The 19,463-nt window shown below is 65.3% G+C and carries 17 protein-coding genes; 12 read left to right on the top strand and 5 right to left on the bottom strand.

What is annotated here, in order from left to right:
* Positions 1-23: 23 nt before the first annotated feature.
* Positions 24-1,100, top strand: coding sequence for an alanine racemase (alr, locus tag ACKI1H_RS01485; protein WP_138524153.1), 1,077 nt, complete (start codon positions 24-26; stop codon positions 1,098-1,100).
* Here alr and ACKI1H_RS01480 read toward each other — a convergent pair whose 3' ends face one another.
* Positions 1,101-2,978 (bottom strand): diguanylate cyclase domain-containing protein, encoded by a 1,878-nt coding sequence (locus ACKI1H_RS01480; protein ID WP_440467471.1) that lies wholly within the window; start codon positions 2,976-2,978, stop codon positions 1,101-1,103. It lies immediately after the preceding gene.
* A gap of 197 nt (positions 2,979-3,175) precedes the next feature.
* On the opposite strand from ACKI1H_RS01480, the gene ACKI1H_RS01475 reads away from it, so the two are divergent.
* Positions 3,176-5,425 (top strand): YgiQ family radical SAM protein, encoded by a 2,250-nt coding sequence (locus ACKI1H_RS01475; RefSeq protein WP_138524157.1) that lies wholly within the window; start codon positions 3,176-3,178, stop codon positions 5,423-5,425.
* A 36-nt stretch (positions 5,426-5,461) separates the two neighbouring features.
* Here ACKI1H_RS01475 and ACKI1H_RS01470 read toward each other — a convergent pair whose 3' ends face one another.
* Positions 5,462-5,872, bottom strand: a complete 411-nt coding sequence (locus ACKI1H_RS01470; protein WP_138524159.1) for a bacteriohemerythrin — start codon at positions 5,870-5,872, stop codon at positions 5,462-5,464.
* A gap of 178 nt (positions 5,873-6,050) precedes the next feature.
* On the opposite strand from ACKI1H_RS01470, the gene ACKI1H_RS01465 reads away from it, so the two are divergent.
* From ACKI1H_RS01465 to ACKI1H_RS01430, 8 genes are all read left to right on the top strand, one after another.
* Positions 6,051-7,298: a parallel beta-helix domain-containing protein gene (locus ACKI1H_RS01465; RefSeq protein WP_138524161.1), complete on the top strand. Its 1,248-nt coding sequence runs from the start codon at positions 6,051-6,053 to the stop codon at positions 7,296-7,298.
* Complete coding sequence (locus ACKI1H_RS01460) at positions 7,295-8,431, top strand: SO2930 family diheme c-type cytochrome (RefSeq protein ID WP_440467470.1); 1,137 nt, start codon at positions 7,295-7,297, stop codon at positions 8,429-8,431. The genes ACKI1H_RS01465 and ACKI1H_RS01460 overlap by 4 nt, the downstream gene beginning before the upstream one ends.
* Before the next feature lie 110 nt (positions 8,432-8,541).
* The gene (locus tag ACKI1H_RS01455; RefSeq protein WP_138524165.1) at positions 8,542-9,393 is read left to right on the top strand and encodes a mechanosensitive ion channel family protein; all 852 of its coding nucleotides are present in this window, start codon (positions 8,542-8,544) and stop codon (positions 9,391-9,393) included.
* A 249-nt stretch (positions 9,394-9,642) separates the two neighbouring features.
* The gene (gene pilV / locus ACKI1H_RS01450) at positions 9,643-10,116 is read left to right on the top strand and encodes a type IV pilus modification protein PilV (RefSeq protein WP_440467469.1); all 474 of its coding nucleotides are present in this window, start codon (positions 9,643-9,645) and stop codon (positions 10,114-10,116) included.
* A gap of 1 nt (position 10,117) precedes the next feature.
* Positions 10,118-11,056, top strand: coding sequence for a PilW family protein (locus tag ACKI1H_RS01445; protein ID WP_440467468.1), 939 nt, complete (start codon positions 10,118-10,120; stop codon positions 11,054-11,056).
* Positions 11,057-11,070: 14 nt separating this feature from the next.
* Positions 11,071-11,526, top strand: a complete 456-nt coding sequence (locus ACKI1H_RS01440) for a pilus assembly PilX family protein (protein WP_440467467.1) — start codon at positions 11,071-11,073, stop codon at positions 11,524-11,526.
* Positions 11,527-11,558: 32 nt separating this feature from the next.
* Complete coding sequence (locus tag ACKI1H_RS01435; RefSeq protein WP_440467466.1) at positions 11,559-14,783, top strand: pilus assembly protein; 3,225 nt, start codon at positions 11,559-11,561, stop codon at positions 14,781-14,783.
* A gap of 1 nt (position 14,784) precedes the next feature.
* The gene (locus ACKI1H_RS01430) at positions 14,785-15,186 is read left to right on the top strand and encodes a type IV pilin protein (RefSeq protein ID WP_440467465.1); all 402 of its coding nucleotides are present in this window, start codon (positions 14,785-14,787) and stop codon (positions 15,184-15,186) included.
* A 7-nt stretch (positions 15,187-15,193) separates the two neighbouring features.
* Here ACKI1H_RS01430 and ACKI1H_RS01425 read toward each other — a convergent pair whose 3' ends face one another.
* Positions 15,194-15,781 (bottom strand): TIGR00730 family Rossman fold protein, encoded by a 588-nt coding sequence (locus ACKI1H_RS01425; protein ID WP_192225241.1) that lies wholly within the window; start codon positions 15,779-15,781, stop codon positions 15,194-15,196.
* Between the two features lie 381 nt (positions 15,782-16,162).
* On the opposite strand from ACKI1H_RS01425, the gene azu reads away from it, so the two are divergent.
* A complete protein-coding gene (gene azu, locus ACKI1H_RS01420) occupies positions 16,163-16,609 on the top strand; it encodes an azurin (RefSeq protein ID WP_138524177.1) in 447 nt (148 codons plus the stop codon).
* A gap of 113 nt (positions 16,610-16,722) precedes the next feature.
* Positions 16,723-17,349 carry a PAQR family membrane homeostasis protein TrhA gene (trhA, locus tag ACKI1H_RS01415; RefSeq protein ID WP_138524179.1) on the top strand — a complete coding sequence of 209 codons (627 nt, stop codon included), beginning with the start codon at positions 16,723-16,725 and terminating at the stop codon, positions 17,347-17,349.
* A 53-nt stretch (positions 17,350-17,402) separates the two neighbouring features.
* Here trhA and nadE read toward each other — a convergent pair whose 3' ends face one another.
* Both nadE and pncB read right to left on the bottom strand, forming a co-directional pair.
* Positions 17,403-18,230 carry an ammonia-dependent NAD(+) synthetase gene (gene nadE / locus ACKI1H_RS01410; protein ID WP_440467464.1) on the bottom strand — a complete coding sequence of 276 codons (828 nt, stop codon included), beginning with the start codon at positions 18,228-18,230 and terminating at the stop codon, positions 17,403-17,405.
* 32 nt (positions 18,231-18,262) lie between these two features.
* Positions 18,263-19,462: a nicotinate phosphoribosyltransferase gene (gene pncB / locus ACKI1H_RS01405; RefSeq protein ID WP_138524183.1), complete on the bottom strand. Its 1,200-nt coding sequence runs from the start codon at positions 19,460-19,462 to the stop codon at positions 18,263-18,265.
* Between the last annotated feature and the right edge of the window lies 1 nt (position 19,463).

Raw genomic sequence — 19,463 nt, 5'->3', positions numbered from 1 at the left:
CCGTTTTCATTGCAGAGTCCACCATGCGCCCGCTCGTCGCCCACGTCGATCTAGCCGCCATTCGCCACAACTACGCCGTCGCCAAGCGCTGCGCGCCCGGGCGTGAAGCCTTCGCGGTGGTCAAGGCGAACGCCTATGGGCATGGCGCGCGGGAGGTGGTGAGCTGCCTGCACGACGAGGCCGACGGCTTCGCGGTGGCTTGCCTGGAAGAAGCCGCCGAAGTGCGCGCGCTGCACGCCGGCGCCCGCATCCTGCTGCTGGAGGGCTGCTTCGAGCCGGCGGAATACCTGATTGCCGCTCAGTTGCGCCTGGACGTGGCGGTGCAAGGCCCCGAGCAGGCCCAGGCACTGCTCGCCGCACAGTTGCCCAGCGCGCTCAATGTGTGGATGAAACTGGACACCGGCATGCACCGCCTGGGCTTCTCGCCCGAAGCGCTGCGTGACTGGCATCCGCGCCTGCGCCAGGCGCCACAGGTGGCCGAGCTGAACCTGATGAGCCACTTCGCCAACGCTGATCTGCGCGGCGACGAACTGACCGAAGATCAGGTGGCCTGCTTCCTCAGCGTGCTGGACCTGGATTTCGACCAGCGTTCGCTGGCCAACTCCGCCGCCGTGCTGACCATTCCCGCCGCGCACATGGACTGGGTTCGCCCCGGCATCATGCTCTACGGCGCCACGCCCTTCTCTGACATCGGCGCCGCCGAGCTGGGCCTGCGCCCGGCCATGAGTCTGGAAGCGCAACTGATCGCCGTGCGCGAGGTGGCGGTGGGGGAAAGCGTTGGTTACGGCGCGACCTGGGTGGCCGAGCGACCTTCGCGTGTCGGCACCGTGAGTTGCGGTTATGCCGATGGTTATCCGCGCCACGCACCGAGTGGCACGCCGGTGCTCGTGGGGGGCCAGCGCGCCGCGCTGGCCGGCCGCGTGTCCATGGACATGCTGGCCGTGGACCTGACCGATTTGCCCGAGGCCGCCGTTGGCGACCGCGTTGAGCTGTGGGGCGTCAACCTGCCGGTGGACGAGGTGGCGGCCCACGCCGGGACTATTGGCTACGAGCTGTTGACCAAGGTCACCGCCCGTGTGCCGCGTCGCTACCGCAGCTGATCAGGCGCGGTCTTCGCTTTCCAGCCATTCGTTTTCCTGCCAGAGCTCGCTGGTCTCGCCGGCGGCCTCGCTGGCCATGGCGTAGGCCGCTCGACCGTTGCCCTTCACTTCGTAGAGCGCCTGGTCGGCGGCCTTGTAGAGCTTGCTGAACTGCATCGCGTGGCTGGGGTAGATGGCCACGCCGATGCTCGGCGTGACGCGCAGTTCCAGCGTTTCGAACTTCACCGGCCGCGACAGTTCGTTGAGGATGCGGCAGGCGATCTCCTTGGCGTGGCCTTCGGCGTCGGGCCCCGAGATCAGTGCCGCGAACTCATCGCCGCCCAGGCGCGCCACGCAATCGCTCCCGCGCACGCACTGGCGCAGGCGATTGCCGACGTTCTGCAGCATGAAGTCGCCGGCGTCGTGGCCGTGGCTATCGTTGATCGGCTTGAAGTGGTCAAGGTCGATCAGCATCAGGGCCAGGGTCTCGCCGTTCTGCTGGGCGCTGGCCAGGGCGTGCTCGGCGTGTTCCACCAGGTAGCGTCGGTTTGGCAGGCCGGTCAGCGGGTCATAGTGCGCGGCGTGCTGCAGCTGCACTTCCCGTTCGCGCAGCAACTGGTTGCTCTGGGTGAGTTCGGCGGTGCGCTCGGCCACGGCGCTCGCCAGGTCCTGCTGGGCGCTCTGCATCAGGGTCAGGCGTGCGCTCTTCTCGCGGTCAGCCTGTTCCAGCGCCTGGGCGCGTTCGCGCTTGAGACCCTGGATGCGGGAGGTGAGGGCGAAGGAGAACAGCACCGACTCCAGCGCCACGGCGATGGGGAAGATGTACGAGGTCAGCGGTGACGGCTGCACCAGGCCTGTCGCGCGCATCACCGAGATGCTCACGCTGGTCAGCACCAGGCCGAAACCGAGCAGGTAGAGGAAGGCCGGGAACGAACCCTGGCGCCAGCGCACCAGGGCGCCGCCCAGGGCGGCAGGCACGCCGATCAGGGTGATGGCCACCAGCATCCAGCCGGCCACGCCGCGCAGACCCAGGGCGCCGACGATAATGGTCAGCCCATAAAGCGCGCAGTTCAGGTTCAGCAGCCAGTGCGACCAGCGAACGTGGCGGCGGGTCTGCAGCAGGGTGATGGTGAAGCGGTGCACGCACAGCCCCCAGAGCGAGGGCAGGGTGATGCGGTCGAGCCACCAGGGTACCGGGTGATCCGGCCAGAAGTACTCGAAGCCGTGGCCGGTCATGCCCAGGCTGAACAGCAGCGCGCTGGCGGTGGTCAGCACGTACCAGAAGTACGCCGGGTCGCGCAGGGTCAGCAGGATGAACAGGTTGTACAGCAGCAGCGCGGCGATCAGGCCGTAGATGAAGCCGAGGAACAGGCTGGTGTCGGCGCGGTGGTCCTGCAGGTCGTCCAGCGACCAGATGCGCAGCGGGAAGGAGTTGCCGGCCGGGTCCTGGACGCGGGCATAGATGCGCACCGGGCCGGTGCCTTCGGGCAGGTGGAAGAGCGGCCGGCGGTAGTCACGGTCGCGACCCCCGGCGAAGGGCACGGCCTCGCCGGAGAGTACTTCGCGGTAGTTGCCCTGGGCGTCGGGCAGGTAGAGGCGCAGGTCCATCAGGTTGACCGCGTCGACCTCCAGCCACCAGCCGCCCAGCGGCGAAGTGCGGCGATCCAGATCCAGGCGCAGCCACCAGCCGTCGGGGCTCTGGCCGACACTGGTGCGGCCGTTGGCCGGCACGAAGTCGCGGCTGGCCTGCACGGCTTCCAGCGACAGTGGGCCGTCACGTTCCTGCAGCAGTTCGAGGTGATCGTTGAGCCAGGCGCCGCTGGCCTTGTCGTCCAGTTCGAAGGCTAGCGCCGTGTGGCAGAACAGCAGGGTAAGCAACAGCACGATGGCACGACGCACGACAGGCACTCCCTGGCCTGGGCGCGATGGCCAGGCGTACTGCGGATAGTGGCTGAAGTATAGCCATATGATGGCATTGGCAATCTACCGTACGCCGGTTAAATCTGAGCTCGATAGTCGGATTTGTACACTTTTTGTGCTATATTCCGCGCCCGCGTTTTTCCGCGAACCCTACTAGAGATACCCCGGTGCCCGTGATGCAAGCCGCCAAGCCACTGTTCGATTATCCCAAGTTCTGGGCCGAGTGTTTCGGCCCGGCGCCGTTCCTGCCCATGAGCAAGGAAGAGATGGATCAGCTGGGTTGGGATTCCTGCGACATCATCATCGTCACCGGGGATGCCTACGTCGACCATCCGTCGTTCGGCATGGCCATCATCGGTCGTCTGCTGGAAGCCCAGGGTTTCCGCGTGGGCATCATTGCCCAGCCGGACTGGCGCTCGAAGGACGACTTCATGAAGCTCGGCCAGCCGAACCTGTTCTTCGGCGTGGCGGCGGGCAACATGGACTCGATGATCAACCGCTACACCGCGGACAAGAAGATCCGCAGCGACGACGCCTATACCCCCGGTGGTCTCGCCGGTCGTCGCCCGGATCGCGCCAGCCTGGTCTACAGCCAGCGCTGCAAGGAAGCCTACAGCGACACGCCGGTGGTTCTCGGCGGCATCGAGGCTTCGCTGCGCCGCATCGCTCACTATGACTACTGGCAAGACAAGGTGCGCCGCTCCATCCTGATGGACGCCACCGCCGATATCCTGCTGTACGGCAACGCCGAGCGTGCCGTGGTGGAGATCGCCCAGCGCCTGGCCGCTGGCGAGCAGGTCGAGCAGATCACCGACGTGCGCGGCACCGCCTTCGTGCGCCGCGACACCCCGGAAGGCTGGTTCGAGGTGGACTCCACCCGTATCGACCGTCCGGGCAAGGTCGACAAGATCATCAACCCGTACGTGAACACCCAGGACACCGCCGCCTGCGCCATCGAGCAGGAGAAGGGCGAGCAGGAAGACCCGAACGAAGCCAAGGTCGTGCAGTTGCTGGCCCACCCGCGCCTGGAGCGCGAGCGCACAGTGATCCGCCTGCCGTCGTTCGAGAAGGTGCGCAGCGATGCGGTGCTCTATGCCCACGCCAACCGCGTGCTGCACCTGGAGACCAACCCGGGCAACGCTCGCGCCCTGGTGCAGAAGCACGGCGAAGTGGACGTGTGGTTCAACCCGCCGCCCATCCCGATGAGCACCGAGGAAATGGACTATGTGTTCGGCATGCCCTATGCGCGCGTGCCGCACCCGGAGTACGGCAAGGAGAAGATCCCGGCCTACGAGATGATCCGTTTCTCGGTGAACATCATGCGCGGCTGCTTCGGTGGCTGCACCTTCTGCTCGATCACCGAGCACGAGGGGCGGATCATCCAGAACCGTTCCCACGAGTCGATCCTCGCCGAGATCGAGGAAATGAAGAAGGTACCGGGCTTCACCGGCGTTGTCTCCGACCTCGGCGGCCCGACCGCCAACATGTACCGCATCGCCTGCAAGGACCCGGAGATCGAGCGTCACTGCCGCAAGCCGTCCTGTGTCTGGCCGGGCATCTGCGAGAACCTCAATACCGACCACTCCTCGCTCATCGAACTGTATCGCAAGGCCCGCGCCCTGCCGGGCGTGAAGAAGATCCTGATTGCCTCCGGCCTGCGCTACGACCTCGCCGTGGAGTCGCCCGAGTACGTCAAGGAGCTGGTGACGCACCACGTCGGCGGCTACCTGAAGATCGCCCCGGAGCACACCGAGGAAGGCCCGCTGTCGAAGATGATGAAGCCGGGCATCGGCACCTACGACGCCTTCAAGCGCATGTTCGAGAAGTTCTCCAAGGAGGCGGGCAAGGAGCAGTACCTGATCCCGTACTTCATCGCGGCGCACCCGGGCACCACCGACGAAGACATGATGAACCTCGCCCTGTGGCTCAAGCGTAACGGCTTCCGCGCGGACCAGGTGCAGGCGTTCTATCCCTCGCCCATGGCCAGCGCCACCGCCATGTACCACTCGGGCAAGAACCCGCTGCGCAAGGTCACCTACAAGAGCGACGGCGTGACCATCGTCAAGAGCGACCAGCAGCGCCGCCTGCACAAGGCCTTCCTGCGCTACCACGACCCGAAGGGCTGGCCGATGCTGCGCGAGGCGCTGGAGCGCATGGGCCGTGCCGACCTGATCGGCAACGGCAAGCACCACCTGATCCCGACCTACCAGCCGCAGACCGACGAGTACCAGAGCGCGCGCCGCAAGAACTCCACCCCGGCCGGCAGCAAGAAGGCCGGCCAGCCGCTGCTGACCCAGCATACCGGCCTGCCGCCGCGCGCCAGCAACGGTTCCAAGCCGTGGAACAAGGCCGAGGAAGGCAAGGCCACCGGCTATGCCAAGGGCAAGAAGCGCAGCACCAAGCGGCAGCCAAACATTCCGCGCTAGGTCATTGTTTGCTGCAGTCGAGAAAAGGCGTGCCCGCTAAGCGGTCACGCCTTTTTCGCGAAAGAAGCCCACGTAGGCCTTGTCGACCTTCAGGATATGGTGGATCAACCAGGCCTTGAGCAGCTCCAGCGCCTCGACCGAGACGACTTCGCCATCCTCATGGCGGTACAGCAGGTCGATGATCTGCCGGTTGAAGCGGTCATGCTCGGCCTTGTGCGCCTCCTCTTCGGGGTAGCCCAGGCGCTGGAACAGCACTTCCTCGACGATGAAGTGATTCATCGTGTACTCCACCAGTTGCTCCAGCAGCTCGCCGATGGGCTGACCCTCGCCATCCGGGCCGTTCAGGCTGTCGTACAGCGCGTTGGTGAGGTCGACCAGCCAGCGGTGCTGTTCATCGATCCGTTCGATTCCGATCACGAACTCATCGTTCCAGGGCATGAAGCTCATCCGTGCACTCCTTGGGGGTGGAAGCGCAGATCATCCCGATCCGCCACCGCGAAACAGTGACGTCAATCAATCAAAGTGCGATGTGTCTGAAAGGCTGGCGTGGCGTGGGATGTAGGAGTATTCTCGGCCTCAATTGGTACGATAGTTCCATATGATAAAAACAAGACCGGAGCCCGCCATGCGTCTCGCTACCCTCTCCCTTCTCGCACTCTCTGTCGCCCTGGCCGCCTGCGGCGAAGGTGACAAGCCCACCGCCGCCGTCAGCAGCGATTTCCAGAAAGACCTGCAGGCCCGCCTGATCAAGGCCAAGGCCGGTGATGTCATCGACATTCCTGCAGGCACCTACCATCTGGACCGCAGCCTCAGCCTGAAGGTGGATGGCGTGACCATTCGCGGCGCTGGCATGGACAAGACCATCTTGAGCTTCAAGAACCAGAAGGCTGGCGCCGAAGGGCTGTTCGTCGACGCCTCCGACTTCACCATCGAGAACCTCGCCATCGAGGACACCAAGGGCGATGGCCTGAAGGTCATCGGCGGCAAGAACATCGTCATCCGCAACATCCGCACCGAGTGGACCAACGGGGCCTCCACGGAAAACGGCGGCTACGGCATCTACCCGGTGCAGACCGAGAACACCCTGCTCGAAGGCAACGTCGCCATCGGCGCCTCCGACTCGGGTATCTACGTCGGCCAGTCGCGCAACGTGGTGGTGCGCAACAACCGCGCGGAGCGCAACGTCGCCGGCATCGAGATCGAGAACACCATCGGCGCCGACGTCTACAACAACGTCGCCACCGACAACACCGGAGGCATCCTCGTCTTCAACATGCCCAACCTGCCGCAGCCGGGGCGCGGCACCCGCGTCTTCGACAACGATGTACAGGGCAACAACCACGAGAACTTCGGCCACAAGGGCACCCCGGTGGCCAGCGTGCCGGCGGGCTCTGGTGTGGTGGTGAACTCCAACGACGATGTGGAAATCTTCAACAACAAGATCGGCAACCACAAGACCGCCAACGTCATCGTCAGCAGCTACTTCAGCACCGGCTATTCGGACAAGGCCACGCAGCCGAACTTCGATCCGTACCCCGAAGGCATCTTCATTCATGGCAACACCTTCGGCCCCGGTGGCGACAGCCCCGACCACCTGGAGCTCAAGGCGCTGAAGATCGCCAAGTTCGGCCTCAATGGGCGTCTGCCGGACATCCTCTGGGACGGTTACTTCAACGAGAAGAAACTGGTCGACGGCAAGCTCCCCGAAGCCCTGGCCATCTGCATCGACAACGGCAATGCCGGCATCGTCAACGTCGATGGCCCCAACGGCTACAAGAACATCAGCACCGACATCAGCTCGCACCAGTGCAAGCTCAAGCCGCTGCCGAAAATCGAACAGGCCGGCCTGGGTGAGAAGGGCAACAAGGCATGATGAAACCCGCTTCGTTCCTGTTGTCGCTCGCCCTGGCCGCTGCCCTTGCTGGTGCACTGGCCGGGTGCGGGCAGGAGAGCAAGCCGCGTTATCAGCCCGAAGGCGGCGACTACCCGGAAAAGCTCAGCGGCTGGGGCATGTTGCACCTGGCGGACGGCCATCTGACGCCGACCGCCGAGGTGCTGCCCTACGACCTGAATACCTCGCTGTTCACCGACTACGCGCACAAGCTGCGCACCGTGTGGATGCCCGAAGGGCAGTCGGCGCAGTATGCCGAGGACCGCTTCGACTACCCCGTCGGCACCGTGCTGACCAAGACCTTCTATTACCCCAAGGACGCACAGGGCAACCTGCTGCAGAACAGCCAGGACGACCGTGACCCGAAGGCCGGGCTCGACATGGCCAAGGTCCATCTGGTGGAAACCCGCGTACTGGTTCGGCAGAAGGACGGCTGGGCAGCGCTGCCCTACGTGTGGAGTGCCGACCAGAGCGAAGCGACCCTGGAGCTTGCGGGCGACAGCCCGGCACTGGAGTTGACCGCCGAGGACGGCAAGAAGACCGCCTTCACCTACATGGTGCCGGACGCTAACCAGTGCTCCGAATGCCACGCCGAGCAGAAGGGCGGCGGTATCGCCCCGCTGGGACCCAAGGCACGGCACCTGAACAAGGACTTCGCCTACGCCGAAGGCAACGACAACCAGTTGCAGCACTGGCAGGCGCGCGGTTTCCTCAAGGGCCTGCCGGCGCTGGCTCAGGTGCCGCAGAACGCGCTGTGGGGGCATCCGCGTCCCGGTGAGGACCTGGAGAAACAGGCGCGCAGCTACCTCGACGCCAACTGCTCGCACTGCCACAACCCCAAGGGGGCAGCGCGCACTTCGGGCCTGCACCTCGACCCGCATACACCGGTCTCCATTGCCTACGGCCTGTGCAAACCGCCAGTGGCGGCGGGCGGCGGCACCGGCGGGCGACTCGAAGACATCCACCCCGGCAGCCCGGAGAAATCCGTGCTCAGCTACCGCGTCGGCAGCGACAGACCGGGCGACATGATGCCCGAGCTGGGCCGTGCCCTGGTGCACCGCGAGGGGCTGGAACTGCTCAACCGCTGGATCGCCTCGCTACCCGGCGACTGCTAGTGGAATAGCGCCCGGAGCCCGCCAGGGCTCTGGGCTGCGCACTGCGGCGAGCAAACGGCTGGGGCCGTGCTAGCGTTCATCTGGTCCCTTTCTCTCGCAGGTGCGCTTCCATGGACGATACGAACATCATCAATGTGGGTACGGAGAAGATCAACGCACTGTGGGCGACGGTTTCGCAGTACGCGCTCGCTTTCGGTGTGAAGATCCTCGTAGCCATTCTCTTCTGGGTTCTCGGCCGCTGGCTGATCACCTTCGCCGTCAATCTGGTGGAAAAGGCACTGGCCAAGCAGAGCGTCGATCCGACGGTCCTGCGCTATGTCGGCTCCTTCATCACCGTCACCCTGAACATCCTCCTGGTCGTCGGTATCCTCGGTTACTTCGGCGTGCAGACCACCAGCCTCGCCGCGCTGATCGCTGCCATCGGCCTGGCCATTGGCATGGCCTGGTCCGGACTGCTGGCGAACCTTGCGGCCGGTGGGTTCATCATCGTGCTGCGGCCATTCAAGGTCGGTGATTTCATCACTGCTGGCGGCGTCACTGGCACGGTCAAGGAGATCGGTCTGTTCGCTACGGCAATCAATACGCCGGACAACGTGATGACCCTGGTGGGCAACAACAAGATTTTCAGCGACACCATCCAGAACTACACCCACAATCCCTACCGCCGCGTGGAACTCAAGGCGCAGCTCTCCGGCGCTGCTGATTGGCAGGCTGCCGCTGCGGTGCTCAAGCAGCGCATCGCGGCGATCCCCAATGTGCTGAGCGACCCGGCGGTGGATGTGGAGATCCTCGAGTTCAACCTCGTCGGCCCCGTGCTGGCGGTGCGCCCCTACTGTCACAACGACAACTACTGGCAGGTCTACTTCGACACCAACCGCACCATCAAGGAAGCCCTGGGCACCGACTTCCCGGCACCGATGCCGGCGCAGACGGTGATCGTGCAGCAGTCGGCGAACAGCTGACGGCTCCCGCTCCTGCAAAGGCCACCGCAAGGTGGCCTTTTCTTTTCCCGGTGAGAATTGATCGGCTGGGACCGATGGTGTGTCGGCCCCGATAAGTGGTCTGGTGTATCGGACGCAGTCCTAGTCGCACGCCTGATCTCGTTTGGCTGGCGGATTTTTCCCGTCGATCTCCCAGCAAATGTCTGGCTGACCACCCAGCGCTGTGCCTTGCACCCTTGAGGCTCACTCCTCAGCGGTGAGGCGATCAACATGGCGGGCGGCAAGCAGAGCGAAGGGTTCACCCTGGTGGAGGTGCTGGTCTCACTGCTCATCCTCGGCATTGGCCTGCTGGGGCTGGCGGGGCTGCAGAATGTCGGCATCAGCGCCGGCTACAGCGCGCTGCAACGCTCCCAGGCATCCTGGCTGGCCAGCGAGATGGCCGACCTGCTGCGTGCCAATCCGGACGCCGCCCATGCCGGTGCCTACGATACGAACTTCGTCGACGCCGATGCTGGGTGCCCGAAAGGCGGTGGTTCGACGCGTGCGCAGCTCGATCTCGGCCAGTGGCAGGCTGATGTCTGCGAGACGCTCGGCGGATCGGGTAGCGGCTCGGTGCAGGTGCTCCACAGCGGTGATCAGTACAGCGCGGTGATCGCCGTGCGCTGGAACGACCGGCGGACTCGCGAGCGCCTGGGTGAGGCTGGAAATGCCTGGGAAACCTTCACTTACCGGGCGGGCCTCTGACATGCGCCAGCGTGGGCTTTCGCTGGTCGAGCTGCTGGTGGCCATGGCGCTCGGCCTGCTGCTTCTGGCGGGCGTTATCCAGGTCGTCCTGAGCAGCAAACGCAGCTACCAGAGTGGCGTTGCCCTGGCCGAGTTGCAGGAGAGCGGCCGCTTCGCGCTGGAGGCCATTGCGCAGGACCTGCGCAATGCTGGGTTCACTGGCGCCTGTGCCTCTGGGCTGGTCAATGCCAGTGGCATCAATGACGCGCAGTACGCCGTGGAGCAGTCGCCAATCGAAGGGTACGGCACGGGAATGTCGGCGTCCGCCTGGGTGCCTTCCGGACGCCTGGCGAACACTGATGCGGTGCTCCTGCGCCATGCGTCCGAGCCTGTTCTCGAGGCACGTTCGATCAGCGCAAACCGAGTGCTCCTCACCTCATCGAGTGCGGTCGCCGGGGCCTTCTATCTGCTCAGCGATCAGCAATCCTGCCTGCTGCTGCGCAATGCCGGGAACGCGGCGAGCCTGTTGGCGGATCGTTCGCTTGAGCACTTCCTGGCGTCCGCGACGCGGGTCTACCCGTACCGTTACGCGATCTACTGGATCGGCCGTGGCGTCGATGGGACGCCGGGGCTGTTCGTGACGGATAACAGCCAGACCTCACTCAAACCGAACACCGAAGAACTGGTGAACGGTGTCGCCGGCATGAGCCTGCGCTATGGCGTGGCTGGGGCCGGCAGCGAGGCGGTGTCGGCCTACAAGGCGGCGCGGGAAATGACCGCTGGCGACTGGCAGAGGGTACGTACGGTGCGTGTCAGCCTGCTGCTGCAGAGTCAGGCCCGCGAGGTCGACGAAGCGCCGAAGTCGCTGGTGTTCGACGGCCGCACCCTCGCACCGAATGCAGAGCGAAGGCTGCGGCTGGTGATGAGCAGCACCATCGCGCTGCGTAATCCACCGCGGTGAACGAGAGGTCGACGATGCGCCATAAATCCGAGCGCGGCGCGGTGCTGCTGGTCTCGCTGGTCATGCTGTTGCTGCTCACCCTCATCGGTCTGGCGGGCATGCGCATGGTGCAACTGGAAGAGCGCATGGCCGGCAACCTGCGTGACCGACAGATGGCCTTTCAGGCAGCGGAAGCGGCACTGCGCGCAGGGGAAGCGGCTGCACTGGAGCGCTATCGGCACGACGGCCCCATGGCCTCCATCGACGATGCCAAAGGAGTGGTTGATGGCTTTTCCGAGAGCGCGGCGAAGCCGGCCTTCCGGCTGCGCTTCTTGCGCTGGCTGGCCAGCGAGGGGCTGGAAGTCGGCAAGGGCGGCTCGACCCGTGGTGTCGCTATCGAGGTGCGCGCCGAAGGCTTCGGCGCACGTCGCCAACCCTCGGGGGAGCCGGTTTCCAGCGTCCGGCTGAGCAGCGTCTATTTCATCCGTTAGCTGACAGGAAGGAGATGGCAGTGAGGCTCGGAATGCTCTGTTCCCTGATGGTGGGTGCTGCGCTGGCGAGCGCGCTGTCGGCTGCGCCGGTCAGCCAGGTGCCGCTGCAGATCGCCAGCGGTGCTCCAGGCAACATCCTGTTGTTGCCATCATCGGCCCATGGGGCGACGGCTGCTGCTGCCAATCCGAGTCCTGTCTACGCCACCGGCGAGCGGTACTTCGGCTATTTCGATCCAGACAAGTGCTATGCCTACCGTTTTGGCGAAGCGGAGACGCAGCGCTACTTCCAGCCCATCGGCCCGGCCCTGGCCCATGTCTGCCGGCAGGCCTGGAGCGGCAACTTCCTCAACTGGGCGACGGCGCAGGCCATGGATGTCTACCGCAGCGTGCTGACCGGGGGCGATCGCCTGATCGACAGCACCGAAACGACGGTGTTGCAGAAGGGGCGAAATCTGGAGCGGGACGGTGCCTTCCCGGATCGCGGTCTGCCATTGGATACCGTTGCCGGTGCCACGCCATTCTCCGGCGCAACGCTGTACCTTCGAGTTGCGGGTGAGGAGCGCAGTCTGTTGCTGAGCCGCAGCCCGGACTTTCCCGGCGAGCCACAGGAGTTCCTGCCCGGAGAGCCGCTGTTACCGGCGACGAGCTACCGGCTCGCGGTGCATGTGCAGGTTTGCATTGCCGGCCAGCAGGAGCGCAACTGCCAGCGCTATGGTGAGCGCTACAAGCCCGAGGGGCTGCTGCAGCAGTACGCCGGGCGCCTGCGCTTCAGCCTCTTCGGCCGCTCTGACCGCGAAGCGGGAGTGGTGCTGCGCGCGCCGCAGAAGTACGTCGGTCCGTGGCGGGACGATGGGAGTGACAATCCGCAGAAGGAGTGGTCGGCACAGACCGGCGTGCTCATCGACCGGCCGGCTGGAGTGATCGCCACGCTCAACCGCTTTGACGAGTCCCCGCCACTGCCGTTTGATGACGTGGGCGAACTGCTCCATGCCGCCACACGCTATCTGCGACATCAGGGAAATCATGCGGACCCGCTGACCTACGCCTGTCAGCGCAATCTTATGCTCGGGCTTGGTGGTGCGGGTGAGGGTGAGGCTGGCGCGAGTCTGCTGCGCCTCGGTGATCCAGCGGTCGCTCAGGCGGCGCAGCAGGTGATGGTCATGCAGGGCGGAGGAGGGACTGCCGCTTCACTCGCGCTGGCAGGCCTGGCCTATGAGGCCCATGTGAGCGACCTGCGGCCGGACCTGCCTGGTCGGCAAAGCGCCTCCACCTACTGGCTGGCGTCGTCCGGTGAAGTGGCCGGACCGGGCAGCGCCCTGTGGCTGGCAACCCAATACGGCGGCTTTGCGATTCCGCGCGGCTACTCCTCTGCGCGCACATCACCGTTTCCGGAAAGCGAATGGCGGGGTGTGGATGGCTGGCCGGCCAACCTGCTGAAGCTCGCCGACCCCGACAGGTTGCGTGATGAGCTGAATCAGGCGTTTGCCCGAACGGCTGACGACGTGCCGATGAGTATCGGCAATTTCAGCGCCGGCCCGAGGCACGGCGAGTGGTTCAGCACCCTGCTGGCGGGGCGGTACTGGAGCGGTGACCTGCAGCTATGGCGCGAAGACGAGGAGAAGCCGCAGTGGTCGGCTGCACGAAAGCTGGACGAGCTGAGCGAAGCGCAACTGGCCGAACGGAACATCCTCACTGTGGGGGCTGCCACGACTGCGGTGGACGGATCGCTGATCATGCGTACAGGCATGCCCTTCGCCTGGGGTGCCCTGGATGACGAACAGCGTCGCAGGCTGGGGAGCGAGCAGGGCGAGTTACTGATCGACTACCTGCGCGGCTCGCGTTTGCCGGAGCGACGCGAGCCCGGCAGTTCGCTGCCGTTCCGCCTGCGTGCCAGCCGGCTGGGCGACATCGTTGGCTCGCGCCCGGTCTACTCCTGGCACGATCCTCAACCCTATGGCGAACTGCCCAAGCTGTTGGGCACAGACTACCGGGAGTTCCTTGCCAGTGAGCGCTACCAGCAGCGTGTGCCGCTGGTAGCGGTGGGCGCCAACGACGGCATGCTGCACGGCTTCGATGCGCGCGATGGGCACGAGCTGTTCGCCTTCGTGCCGGCGGCAGTACTGGGGCGCCTCCGTGAGCTGGCCGATCCCGGCTATGCCCATCGCTTTTACGTCGATGGATCGCCCGCGGTGGGGAATGCCTGGATCGACGGGGAGTGGCGGACCCTGCTGGTGGGCAGCACCGGAGCGGGCGGCAACAGCCTGTTCGCGTTGGACGTGACCGATCCCGAGCAAATGGGGCCACGCAGCGTGCTCTGGGAGTTCAGCCATCCCGATCTCGGCTACACCCTGGGGCGGCCAGCCCTCATGGCCCTCGGGTCGGGACGGTTCGTCGTGGCGGTTTCCTCCGGCGCCAGGGACCCGGAAAGCCAGGGCGGGGATATCTGGCTGCTCGATGCGGCGGATGGGCATGTGCTCAAGCGCGTCCACCTGCCCGGGGCTGGCGACCTGGGGCCGGTGACCGCGATCAGCAGCTCGGGAGACGTGACCGCCAACCGTCTTTATGTGGGCGACAGCTTCGGGAATCTATGGCGTGTGGATCTGGCAGGCGAGGAGGGCGGCGATTCGGCGATTCCACCGTTGCTGGCCGGCAAGCCGTTGTTCCGGGCGCTGGCACCGGATGGGAGTCCGCAGGGGATCAGTGCGCCGGTGGCCGCTGCCCTGGACCGCAGCGGACTGGTGCGGGTCTTGTTCGGAACCGGGCGCTACTACCGCGTGGGTGACGACGAGCCCTCGGCAAAGACTGAAAGCCTGTACGGCGTGATTGATGGCGGGCAGGCCTTCGCCGGGCGCTCCAGTCTTCAGCCCGTGTCCTCCAGCGGCGCCCTCGACAGCTTCCATGGCTGGTATCTCGACTTGCCGGCGAATGGCTCGCGAGTGGTGGATCAGCCGCAGATCCGCGACGGGAAGCGGGTGCTGTTCAACCTGATCGCACCGGGAGACGACCCTTGCAGCGATCCGCTCGTTTACGCGTCGCTTGTACTGGAGGTCGCCAGCGGGGAGCGGTTGGCAGGCGGCTTGCCCAACGATGTTCTGGCGAACAGTGACGCAGCGTCTCAGCCTAGCGGCGCGCTGCTGCAATCCGATCCAGGTGGTGCTCTGCGCATCCTCGGGGTGGACCGTGATGGTCGTCCGCAGGGGCAGGCGCTCGGTCTACCCCGCGACTTCGGGCGCAAGGCCTGGTGGGAGTCTCGTTGAAATGAAATCGATGCATGAGCGCGCGGGCGGTTTCACACTGGTGGAACTGCTGGTTTGCCTGAGCCTGATCGGCATCCTGCTGGGGATCGCATTGCCGGTGTATCAGGAGCACATCCAGCGGGTGCGTCGGGTGGAGGCGCAGAAATCCCTGGTGGAGCTGGCGCAATCGCTGGAGCGCTTCTACACCAGCCGTGGCACCTACGTCGGTGCAACGTTGCCGTTCGAGCAGTCGCCACGTGAGGCGGGGAAGGCCTTCTACCGCTTGGGATTTGCCAGTGGCCCGGATGAGTTGGGCTACGTCCTGCAGGCCGAGCCGGTGGGGGCGATGGCGGGGGATGTCTGCGGAGTGCTGACACTGGCCAGCAGCGGGCTTCGGGGCGCGGCCACGGAGCGTTGCTGGTAATAATGCGTCAGGTCGGCGTGCGATCGACCCACTTGGGTGCTGCCAGGGGCTTCCAGGCGGCCAGGGCGCTGACCAGCTCGGCGGGCGAGGCGGCGCGCTGCAGCATGTCGCGGTGCGGCTGGCGCACGAAGCGCTCCTGCACCAGGTGGTCGAGGAAGGTCAGCAGCGGATCGAAGAAACCATTCACTTCCAGCAGGCCCAGTGGCTTGGCGTGGTAGCCGAGCTGACCCCAGGTCCAGACCTCGAACAGTTCTTCCAGGGTGCCCAGGCCACCGGGCAGGGCGATGAAGGCGTCGCTCAGCTCAGCCATGCGGGCTTTGCGCGCATGCATGCCGTCCACCACTTCCAGGCGCGTCAGGCCGCTGTGGCCGACTTCGGCGTCCTTCAGGCTCTGCGGGATGATGCCGATGACTTCGCCGCCGGCGGCCAATGCGGCGTTGGCGACCATGCCCATCAGGCCCACGGCGCCGCCGCCATAGACCAGCTGGATGCCGTTCTCGGCGAGGTGGCGGCCCAGGGCTTCGGCGGCTTCCTGGTAGATCGGGGTGGCGCCGGGGCTGGCGCCGCAGAATACGCAGATGGAACGCAAGGTCATGGAGGGCACTCCTGGTTTCTCTGGCCTCGTTTAGCAGGCCGTCAGGGTAGCGGCAGTCCGGGGAGCGACCAAGTACGAAATGCCCTAGTCCAATTCTGTTCGTTGCAGGCTGCCGCCACAGACGCCGAGGGCGTAGCAGGCGAGCAGACTTTGTAACAATGGATAGCGGTGCATGGCGCGAACTCCTGTTGGGCCGTGGGATGGGGTCTATGCTAGGCCGGGTGCGCTGATCTGCCTCGTTGATCCTGCTGATCGACCTGATAGACAGTTCGAAGCTTGGCTCGTGGCCGATGGCCATTGATGCAGATCAGGGGAACCCCGATCACGTTCGGGCAGTCTTCCCTTCAGGATTCTCCGCCCAACCTGCCTAGGAGGCATGTCATGTTCCGTAAACTCGCCGCTGTATCCCTGCTTGGCCTGTTCAGTGCCCCGCTGCTGGCCGCCGAATGCTCCGTGGACATCCAGGGCAACGACCAGATGCAGTTCAGCACCAACGCCATCACCGTCGACAAGAGCTGCAAGACCTTCACCGTAAACCTGTCGCACCCGGGCAGCCTGCCGAAGAACGTCATGGGCCATAACTGGGTTCTGACCACCGCCGCTGACATGCAGGGCGTGGTGACCGACGGCATGGCCGCCGGTCTGGACAAGAACTACGTGAAAGACGGCGACACCCGCGTGATCGCCCACACCAAGATCATCGGTTCCGGCGAGAAGGATTCGGTGACCTTCGACGTCTCCAAGCTGAAGGCCGGTGATGAATATGCCTTCTTCTGCTCCTTCCCGGGCCACTCGGCCATGATGAAGGGCACCCTGGCGGTGAAGTGATCCGGCTTTCGCTCGAAAGTCTGTGATCCGAAAAGCCCGACCCATGGTCGGGCTTTTTATTTCACGCAAGGAGGGTAGGGTGTGGGCGTGGTTGACATTGCAACGGGGGACTCATGTACCACGGTGAACGCTTCAACGCCTGGACTCACCTGATTGGCGCCGTGCTGGCGCTGGTGGGCGGCATCTGGCTGCTGGTCGCCACCAGCCTGGTGGGCGAGCCGCTGCGCATCGTCAGCGTGGCGGTGTACGGCACGACATTGACCCTGCTCTACAGCATCTCGACGCTCTACCACAGCGTGCGGGGGCGGGCGAAGATCATCCTGCGCAAGCTCGACCACCTGTCGATCTACCTGCTGATCGCGGGGAGCTACACGCCCTTCTGCCTGGTGACGCTCAAGGGGCCCTGGGGCTGGACGCTGTTCGGCATCGTCTGGTCGATGGCGGTGATCGGCATGCTGCAGGAGATCAAGCCGCGCTCCGAGGCGCGGGTGCTGTCGATCATCATCTACGCGGTGATGGGCTGGATCGTGCTGATCGCGGTCGGGCCGCTGTACCGCGCGCTGGGCGGCGCCGGCTTTGCCTGGCTGGTGGGCGGCGGGGCCTTCTACACCATTGGCATCATCTTCTTTGCCTACGACAGCCGCTTCCGCCACTGGCACGGCATCTGGCACCTGTTCGTGATCGCCGGCAGCCTGCTGCACTTCATCGCCATCTGGCGCTACGTCATTCCCCAGCACTGAACCCTTGAGCCGCCTGGCGCGGGACTTCCCCGCGCCAGGCGGCTACCGTTCGCTTACGGCGCGGTGGGCAGGGCGCGCTTGTGGCGGGTCTTCTCGAAGGTGCGGACGATGATGTCGAAGGCTTCCTGGCCGACGTCCTGGCCGTGCAGGAAGGCGTCGATTTCCTTGTACGTCACGCCATGGGAGTGCTCGTCCGGCTTGCCGGGGGCGAGGTCCTCGAGGTCGGCGGTCGGCACCTTCTCCACCAGGTGCTCCGGCGCGCCGAGGCTGCGGGCGATGCTGCGTACCTGGTTCTTCACCAGGCCGGTGAGCGGGGCGAGGTCGCAGGCGCCGTCGCCGAATTTGGTGAAGAAGCCCATCACCGCTTCGGCGGCGTGGTCGGTGCCCACTACCAGACCGGCACGGGCGTTGGCGATGGTGTACTGGGCGACCATGCGGATACGCGCCTTGGTGTTGCCCAGGGCAAAGTCGCGGGTGGCCGGGGCCAGCCCTTCCAGTGCCTGGGTCTCGGCGGCCAGCGCCTGCACGGCCGGGCCGATGTTCACGGTGTGTCGCTCGTCGGGGGCAATGCAGTCCACCGAGTCCTGGGCGTCCTGCTCGTCGCCCTGCACGTTGTACGGCAGGCGTACAGCGAGGAAGCGGTAGTCCGGGCTGCCGGTCTCGGCGCGCAGGCCTTCCACGGCGCGCTGGCAGAGCATGCCGGCGGTGAGCGAGTCGACGCCGCCGCTGATGCCCAGCACCAGGGTCTTCATTCCCGAACCCTTCAGGCAGTCCTGGATGAAGCGCACGCGACGCTGGATCTCGGCCTGCAGCTCGGCGTCGGACTGGAAGGGCGGCTGCACGTTGAGTTCTCTGGCGATGGCGGCCTGTCTGTCTTTCATCTGGAGGGCTCCTGTGGAAAGCGGAAAATGGGTTACACCGGCACCTTGAACACGTGGCGCAGGTAAGCGACGAAGTTCTCGTCGCGGCATTGGGTCTTGCCCGGGGTGTCGGAAATCTTCGCCACGGGGTGGCCGTTGCAGGCCGTCATCTTGAGCACGATGTTCATCGGTTCCACCCCGGGGATGTCGCAGGTCAGGTTGGTGCCGATACCGAAGCTGACGTTGATCTTGCCACGCAATGCGCGGAAGAGCTGCAACGCCTTGGGCATGTCGAGGCCATCGGAGAACACCAGGGTCTTGGTCATCGGGTCGATTCCCAGGCGGCGGTAGTGGGCAATGGCCTTCTCGGCCCAGGCCAGCGGGTCGCCCGAGTCGTGGCGCAGGCCATCGAAGAGTTTGGCGAAGTACAGGTCGAAGTCGCTGAGGAAGGCGTCCATGGTAATGCAGTCGGTCAAGGCGATGCCCAGTTGGCCGCGGTACTCGCGCACCCAGCAGTCCAGCGCGGCGATCTGGCTGTCGATCAGCCGCGGGCCGAGTTGCTGGTGCGCCATCAGCCATTCATGGGCCATGGTGCCGATGGGCTTCACGTCGAATTCGCGGGCCAGGTGGACGTTGCTGGTGCCGACGAAGCGGCCGGGGAAATCGCGCTTGAGGATGTGCACGACCTCTTCCTGGGTGCGGTAGGAGAAGCGCCGACGGGTGCCGAAGTCGGCCACCTGGAACTCCTTCAGCTCCTCTTCGCTGGCGTTGCCGGCAAGCCAGTCGAGCTTGCGGTAGAGCTGCTCGCCGACCTGCTCCAGCACCACTTCGCGGTAGCGATAGCGGTTGCGCACCTCGCTGACGATGGCCAGCAGCGGCACCTCGAAGAGGATCACGTGCAGCCACGGTCCGCGCAGTCGAATGGCCAGCTGGTCGTCCTCGATGCTGGTGTGCACGTAGCGCAGGTTGAAGCGGAACAGACTGAGGAAACGGATGAAGTCCGGCTTGATGAACGGGATGCGCTCGAGGAAGGCCAATTGATCCGGCGTGGCCTCCAGCTCGGCCAGACGCTCGATCTGGTAGCGGATTTCCGCCAGGTACGGGCGCAGGTCCTCGGCATTGCGGCAGCGGAATTCCCACTCCACTTCCGCATTGGGGTAGTTGTGCAGCACCGCCTGCATCATCGTCAGCTTGTAGAAGTCGGTGTCCAGCAGGTTCTGCACGATGCGCTCGGCAAACACGCTCTCGGCCATG

It is taken from the genome of Pseudomonas sp. YH-1, from assembly GCF_051990045.1.
GTDB classification, from domain to species: Bacteria; Pseudomonadota; Gammaproteobacteria; order Pseudomonadales; family Pseudomonadaceae; genus Pseudomonas; species Pseudomonas nicosulfuronedens.
The sequence above is the reverse complement of the archived record's forward strand: the minus strand, read 5'-3'. Positions and strand labels throughout refer to the sequence as shown.

Coding starts and splice junctions, on each gene's coding strand:
- alr (WP_138524153.1), top strand. CDS start 24: ATGCGCCCGCTCGTCGCCCACGTCGATCTAGCCGCCATTCGCCACAAC.
- ACKI1H_RS01475 (WP_138524157.1), top strand. CDS start 3,176: ATGCAAGCCGCCAAGCCACTGTTCGATTATCCCAAGTTCTGGGCCGAG.
- ACKI1H_RS01470 (WP_138524159.1), bottom strand. CDS start 5,872: ATGAGCTTCATGCCCTGGAACGATGAGTTCGTGATCGGAATCGAACGG.
- ACKI1H_RS01465 (WP_138524161.1), top strand. CDS start 6,051: ATGCGTCTCGCTACCCTCTCCCTTCTCGCACTCTCTGTCGCCCTGGCC.
- ACKI1H_RS01460 (WP_440467470.1), top strand. CDS start 7,295: ATGATGAAACCCGCTTCGTTCCTGTTGTCGCTCGCCCTGGCCGCTGCC.
- ACKI1H_RS01455 (WP_138524165.1), top strand. CDS start 8,542: ATGGACGATACGAACATCATCAATGTGGGTACGGAGAAGATCAACGCA.
- pilV (WP_440467469.1), top strand. CDS start 9,643: ATGGCGGGCGGCAAGCAGAGCGAAGGGTTCACCCTGGTGGAGGTGCTG.
- ACKI1H_RS01445 (WP_440467468.1), top strand. CDS start 10,118: ATGCGCCAGCGTGGGCTTTCGCTGGTCGAGCTGCTGGTGGCCATGGCG.
- ACKI1H_RS01440 (WP_440467467.1), top strand. CDS start 11,071: ATGCGCCATAAATCCGAGCGCGGCGCGGTGCTGCTGGTCTCGCTGGTC.
- ACKI1H_RS01435 (WP_440467466.1), top strand. CDS start 11,559: ATGCTCTGTTCCCTGATGGTGGGTGCTGCGCTGGCGAGCGCGCTGTCG.
- ACKI1H_RS01430 (WP_440467465.1), top strand. CDS start 14,785: ATGAAATCGATGCATGAGCGCGCGGGCGGTTTCACACTGGTGGAACTG.
- ACKI1H_RS01425 (WP_192225241.1), bottom strand. CDS start 15,781: ATGACCTTGCGTTCCATCTGCGTATTCTGCGGCGCCAGCCCCGGCGCC.
- azu (WP_138524177.1), top strand. CDS start 16,163: ATGTTCCGTAAACTCGCCGCTGTATCCCTGCTTGGCCTGTTCAGTGCC.
- trhA (WP_138524179.1), top strand. CDS start 16,723: ATGTACCACGGTGAACGCTTCAACGCCTGGACTCACCTGATTGGCGCC.
- nadE (WP_440467464.1), bottom strand. CDS start 18,230: ATGAAAGACAGACAGGCCGCCATCGCCAGAGAACTCAACGTGCAGCCG.
- pncB (WP_138524183.1), bottom strand. CDS start 19,462: ATGGCCGAGAGCGTGTTTGCCGAGCGCATCGTGCAGAACCTGCTGGAC.